Origin of the sequence: Bradyrhizobium nivariense (assembly GCF_029846695.2) — a bacterium.
Lineage (GTDB): Bacteria > Pseudomonadota > Alphaproteobacteria > Rhizobiales > Xanthobacteraceae > Bradyrhizobium.
Genome location: NZ_JARWCR020000023.1, coordinates 102,198 through 108,197, shown reverse-complemented (window position 1 = coordinate 108,197; position 6,000 = coordinate 102,198). Strand labels below are relative to the sequence as shown.

Annotated in this window: 4 protein-coding genes and 1 pseudogene; all 5 read right to left on the bottom strand. The window is 59.4% G+C overall.

Features of this window, described 5'->3' with window-relative positions:
- Positions 1–157: 157 nt before the first annotated feature.
- The gene (locus QCM77_RS20625; protein WP_279663783.1) at positions 158–1,807 is read right to left on the bottom strand and encodes an efflux transporter outer membrane subunit; all 1,650 of its coding nucleotides are present in this window, start codon (positions 1,805–1,807) and stop codon (positions 158–160) included.
- 60 nt (positions 1,808–1,867) lie between these two features.
- The gene (locus QCM77_RS20620) at positions 1,868–3,049 is read right to left on the bottom strand and encodes an HlyD family secretion protein (RefSeq protein ID WP_279663784.1); all 1,182 of its coding nucleotides are present in this window, start codon (positions 3,047–3,049) and stop codon (positions 1,868–1,870) included.
- Positions 3,046–3,420 carry a DUF3302 domain-containing protein gene (locus tag QCM77_RS20615; RefSeq protein ID WP_279663785.1) on the bottom strand — a complete coding sequence of 125 codons (375 nt, stop codon included), beginning with the start codon at positions 3,418–3,420 and terminating at the stop codon, positions 3,046–3,048. The genes QCM77_RS20620 and QCM77_RS20615 overlap by 4 nt, the downstream gene beginning before the upstream one ends.
- Before the next feature lie 75 nt (positions 3,421–3,495).
- Positions 3,496–4,566: pseudogene (locus tag QCM77_RS20610) on the bottom strand (arylsulfatase); the annotation flags it as partial.
- A gap of 315 nt (positions 4,567–4,881) precedes the next feature.
- Positions 4,882–5,919, bottom strand: a complete 1,038-nt coding sequence (locus tag QCM77_RS20605) for an HAD family hydrolase (RefSeq protein WP_279663786.1) — start codon at positions 5,917–5,919, stop codon at positions 4,882–4,884.
- Positions 5,920–6,000 lie beyond the last annotated feature (81 nt).

Sequence of the window (6,000 nt, the reverse complement as noted above, 5' to 3'; positions counted from 1 at the left end):
CGCTCGGCTTGCCTAGACAAAGCGGTTCCATCTTCGCCCATTGGGCGTCATTCAAAACGAATCGGTCCATCCCGAGCTTGAATCACAGCCGAGCTCAAATGAGAATCCTGAATCCCAACAGACCCTACGTCACCAATGCGAGACTCGGTTACAGCAATCACCACTCCGGAGGCCGGATTGTCGGCCCGATGTCCTCAGAACCTGGCAGGCCCGGCGCCGTCGGTTGCGGCGCATTCGCGGGCGAAAGCAAGTTGCCCCAGTCCGTTCGCGCACGCATCTGGTCAACCGTTGCCGGGCTCACGAAGTTGCCGCCTTCCCGTATCTGCCACCCGCCGCCGAGGGCCCGAAACACCGCAGTGAGGCCGAGCGGAACGCTGGCCGTTGCGCCGGCCAGGCTGTTCTGCGCCTGAAAGAGATTCTGTTCCGCGGTCAGTACTGTGGTGAATGACGTCGCACCCTGCTCATACTGCTCAAGCGCGATTCTGAGGGCACCATTTGCCGCGTCAACGCTGCGACGCAGATACGCGGCCTGATTCTGTGATTGCAGATATGTCGCAAGACCGTTGTCCACCTCCTGCTGCGCGCTCAACACGGTGTTCTGATAGTCGATCAGCAATTGCTGAAGCTTGGCATCCTGCAAACGAACGTTGTTGGTGATTTGCCCGTAGTTCAGGAGATTCCATTGAAACGATGGGCCCGCAGCATACGCCACGCCCTTCCAACTGACGACTTGGCCAAGGGTATGGCCGTTGGCAGTACTGGCCGAACCGCCGAACGTGCCCGTGATGCTGATGGCCGGATAGAGCTGCGTCGTGGCAATTCCAATCTGCGCACTCTGCGCCAGCGCGGCGAGTTCAGCAGCGCGGACGTCCGGTCTGTGGCGCAACAAATCCGCAGGGATTCCAACAACGACTGTGCGAGGTGGCGATGGTATTCGCCCTACCGAGCGTGAAAGCATCATACCGAGGGACTGTGGCGGAACGCCAAGCAGGACGCAGAGCGCATTTTGCCCCTGCTGCAATTGTATCGTCAATTGGGGAATTGCCGCACGTGTCTGCTCGAGAACGTTTGTCGCCTGGAAGACGTCAAGCTCCGAAGTCCCGCCGCCCGTGAACTTTGCCTTTGCGATGCTAAGCGCCTGTTCCTGCCTGCGGACATTGGCCCGTGCAATTCCGATCAACTGCTCAGTTGTGCGGATACCGATATAAGTTGCGGTAACATCGGCGAGAAGCGACACCAGAACGCCGTCATAAGTTGCGATCGACGCCAGGTACACGCCATCGGCGGATTCAACACCGCGGCGAAACTTGCCCCAGAAGTCCAGCTCCCAAGCTGCCTGCGCAGCAAGAGCATCGGTCCAGAAATATGCAGGCGTCGCATTCGGACCGGCCAGCGGCGTCGCCGCGCTGGTTCGATTGTAGATGACCGAGCCCACTCCTTGCTGCACCTGCGGATAGGTTATGCCGATAGCTATTCCCAGCGCCGCACGTGCCTGCAACACCCGCGTCCCTGCGCTCTCCAGCGTCAGGTTTTGGTTGTACGCAATCTGGATCAGCTTGTTGAGGGTCGGGTCGCGAAACCCTTCCCACCAGTGTACGTACTCAAGGGGGCCGGACTTAACCCAGCGATTGTCAACGCCGCGAAACTTTTCGGCAAGCGGAGCGACAGGCGTTGTAAAATTCGGACCGATCGTACATGCCACGGTTGGCAGGAGAAGTGCGGCCACAAGCAACCATTGAATTGACAAACCAAGACCGGCGCCGATATCGCGCTGCCGCCCAAATGTTACTTGGCACAACGCCTCCAAGGCTTTCTTCCCCCCGCATTGAGCCTAACTCGTGTACACCCATTCATTGTCGGTTGCAGGCTACGATGGCGGCTTTTCCACTGAAGGCACGACGTACAACAGCCACTTCTTCATCCGGATCGCGACCTTCGAAATGACGTGCGTGGCCTTGCCCTTCTGCGTGTAGATCACCGCCGATCCGCCTGACCCCAGGGACAGCTTGCGGGCTACGGCGTCGTCGCTGAAATTGATCCGCACCGCATAAAGCCCGTCGGATCCGATCCGGGCCGCGTTCGGGATTGTGCCGCTGGTTGTGAATTGACCACCTCCCGTGGCCGGGATCACGTAGTCCACTTTTCCAAGGAAGAGACGGCCCGGGTACGGGTTGAGCACCATCTCCACATCGTCGCCCGGCTCGACATTCGAGAGCCAGTTCTGTGGAAATACCGCGGCGACCGCGGTATCTGACACGTTGACGAATGTTCCAGCAGGGGCAAGCGGAAGCGACACCAGCATGGTTCCGACCTGCACCTGCCAATTCGTAACGTATCCGTCGCTCGGTGCCATCATCTTGCACTGCGCGAGGTTAAAGCGTGCGTCGTCTAATTGAGCTTCGACAGCGGGAACATTGCTCTGGGCCGTCACCAACGCGGCGGCAGCCTGCTGAGCCGAAGCCTGCGCTTGCGCGAGGCCCGCTTCGGCCTGCTGAACGGCGGCGTCCGCTTCCTGACGTTCTTGCGTCGCCTTGGCTACGTTAAGCTGGCTAATGGCAGCCTTGTCCGCGCGCTGAATGTTGAGGGCGATTTGTTCCTGGGTCTTGGCCAGTTCGTCCGCGGCCTTCGCCTTCGCGAGACTGGCCTGCGCATTCGGTATGGCCGCTTTTGCGGTCGCGAGCGCAGCCTCGGCCTGATTTACGTTTGCTTTCGCTGCCGTTAATTGCGCCTCGACCTGGTTGACCGTGTACTGGTAGGGAGCCGGATCGACCTCCAGCAGCAAATCACCTTTTTTCAACGGTTGATTTGCCTGCGCGTAGATCGTCTTGACCTGCCCTTTGACGTAAGGGACGAGTTGCACCACGTATTGGCTGGTCACCATCTTTTCCGTAATCGGCGCCGACTGCGTCCAGACCACCACGACGCCGCCGATCATGAATACGCCAGCGACGACCATAGTCGCAATTATATAAGCCGTGGGCTTGATGCGCAGCACCTTGAACAGCACGAGAACGACGGCAACGTAGACGATGATCAGGAATGCGATCACGGGCGCGTCTCCTTGTCCGAGACTTTGCGCAGTGCCGCCAAAGGCGTTGCAGCAACGTCGGATTCAGCTGCGCTATTCGGCTGCCTCTCATCCCTGACCGGAGATTTGGCGCCAAAGGGCGTCGTGAACGCCCATATGAACGCCACCGGCCACAACAACCCGCCGGTCGCGATCCCGATCCAGCTCATGGCATTGATCGCGCCGGCCTGCGGATGATTCCATTTGTGTGCGAGCTGACCTGGAAGTTTGCCCAGATTGACGACAATGATGACGCCAACAAGGATCAGAACGGCAAACACGACAAACGCGAACGCATCCAACGCGCCGAATGAAGAATCCACCGCTAGACTCCATGTAAAGCTGCGCGGCATATTCCGCGCAGGTGCTCGCTGCTCAGTCTATTCTATCCAAGATGTAGGACATGCAATTGTGCGAGCTTGCCTCGCTCAGTCCCTCGCGTTTTCAAGCGCGTGCCGCATAAGCTTTTGATCATCACTGGAAAGCTGCGTCGGTCCGAGCTTGAAGGTCAGTTTGTCGATTTTCCCGGTGAACTGGAACGGCAGCTTGTAGCTGCCATCCACTCCTGAGCGGGTATCGAGGCCAACGTCGAAGGACTCGTCGATCGCCATCAGGAACGAAATCGAGTGCGGCATCGACTGGCGGGAAACCTCCTTGCCGTCCACCGACAGCACGCCGGTGCCGCCCTTGCCGAAGCCGGGCCCATCGTATTTGAAATCGAACACGATGGTATGCTTGCCCGGCTTGAGCGCGGAGCCCAGCCAGTCCCGCGCGCCCACGCCTGCTTCCCAGCGATATCGTTTCAAATCCAGCATGTTGTAGACAAAGACCGGCTTGCCCTTCAGCAGATAGAGGCCATAGCCGCTGAATCGGCCGCCGAGGGTCACGATCATTCCTTCAGCGCCACCGTTTGAGACCGTTATATCGGCGGTGATCTTGTAGTCCTTGTTCATGATGTTGGGCGCATTGTCGGTCGGGATGCCCGGATTCACGCCGCTGTATGTGAATTCAGTTCGGCCGGCGGTCGCGCTCGGCCGCGGCGTGGTCAAGCGCGGCAGGATCGAGTTGTCGAGCGGCAAGACCTGGTATTTCGCCGCCTCACTCAGGAACAGCGTCTGCAGCTCCTTCAGCTTGTCGGGATTCTTGGCTGCGACGTCGTTGGATTGCGAAAAATCCTCGACGATATTGTACAGCTCCCATTTGTATTCATTGACCTCAGGGAGCTTTGACGTCCCCATAAGCCAAGGTGCTGCCGGCGGCGTTGTGCATGCATACCAGCCGTCGTGGTAGATGCCGCGGTTAGCGAACATCTCGAAATATTGCGTGTTGCGCTTTGACGGCACGTTGGCGTTGGCCTGGTCGAACGTATAGGCCATGCTAACGCCCTCGATGGGCTTTTGCGCAATTCCATTCGCCGTCGCAGGCGCCGGGATGCCCGTAGCCTCGAGGATGGTCGGCACGATGTCGATGATGTGGTGGAATTGGCTGCGGATGCCCCCCTGGGTGCTGTTGCGGAAAAGGTAGGGCGTCCGATCGGTCTCGCCGCCCATGAATCCGTAGAAATATTGAAATCCCATTCCGGTCGGCCATTGGTCGAAGGGTCCGGCTGAACTGTAGAGATGGGTTGGGGTACTGCTGGCGAGTGCCGAAATATTCATTCCCGCGACTGTGGCGACCGACACGAGGAGAGCTAATCTGCAGCCAGGTCGAAGATGGCCTCCTCCCGCCTGCATCGTGGACCACCATTCGACCGCAAGAGCCATGTCTGGGCCATTCCGATTCGGCATCTGGCTGCGTGCTCCTGAGTCCACGGCCTAATCAGACGGGAATATCCTCTTCCAGTCCTTCTTCATGTCGACGACGGTCCACTTGTTGACCGCCGCGGCGTCCAGCGCGACGTCGAGTTTCCCGAAATGCGAGTCGCGGTCATAGGCATATTCACGTTCGGAATCCGTATGGTGGACGATCAGGCCGAACCGCGCCCCGCTGGCGCCGAGCGTCGTCCATTGCAACATTTCGAGATCGCCGTCGGAGTTGCCGAAGGCGGCGATCGGACGGCGTCCGATGTGCTCATTGATCCCGATCGGCTTGCCCGCCTTGTCGTCGATGAAATTGACTTCCGGCAAACGGAATAGCGTCGGCGCACCGTCCTTCATCTCAAATCGGGTCTTGATCGACGATCCCACGACCTGGTCCGGTGGCACCCCGTAGACCCGCTCGGTCCAGGGCCGCATGAACTCGATGCCGCCGCCTGACACGATGAAGGTCTTGAACCCGTTGGCCCTGAGGTAGGCAAGCAGTTCCAGCATCGGCTGGTAAACCAGCTCGGTATAGGGGCGTTTGAAGCGTTGATCGCGCGCGGTCGCGAGCCAGTCGGAGGTGATCTTCTCGAACTCTGCCGTGGTCATGCCGGCATGCGTCACCGCGATGATCTCGACCAATCCCTTTTCGCCGGAAGCCGCCAGCGCTTTCAGGTCGTTGTCGAGCACCGCTGCAAACGGCTGCTTGGTCTTCCATTCCGGATGCAGGGGCGCCATGACCTTCACGCGGTCGAGCGCGAAGGCCAGCTGGATGTACATTGGCTGCTCGATCCAGAGCGTGCCGTCACTGTCGAAGGTTGCGATACGTTGCTCGGGCGGAACGAAGTAAGGGCCGTTCTGCGTCGTGACGCGCGCCACAAAGTCGAGGATCGATGCCTTGGTCGCGCCCTCGTTCCAGGACGGCAACGGGTCGCCTTGCGTTTGCGCCTCCGCGGATGTGGAGCGCAGAGCGGCAGAGAGGAGCGGAAGCACCGCCAGTGACGAAAGCAGAACGCGGCGGTCAAGACGTGGACATCGCATGATCTGTTTCATTGTCGATCCGTTTCGATCGTGAAGTCCTTATCGGTCAAGCTGCGCAACGTGAGCCTCAGCAACAAGGCGGGTGAAGCCGGC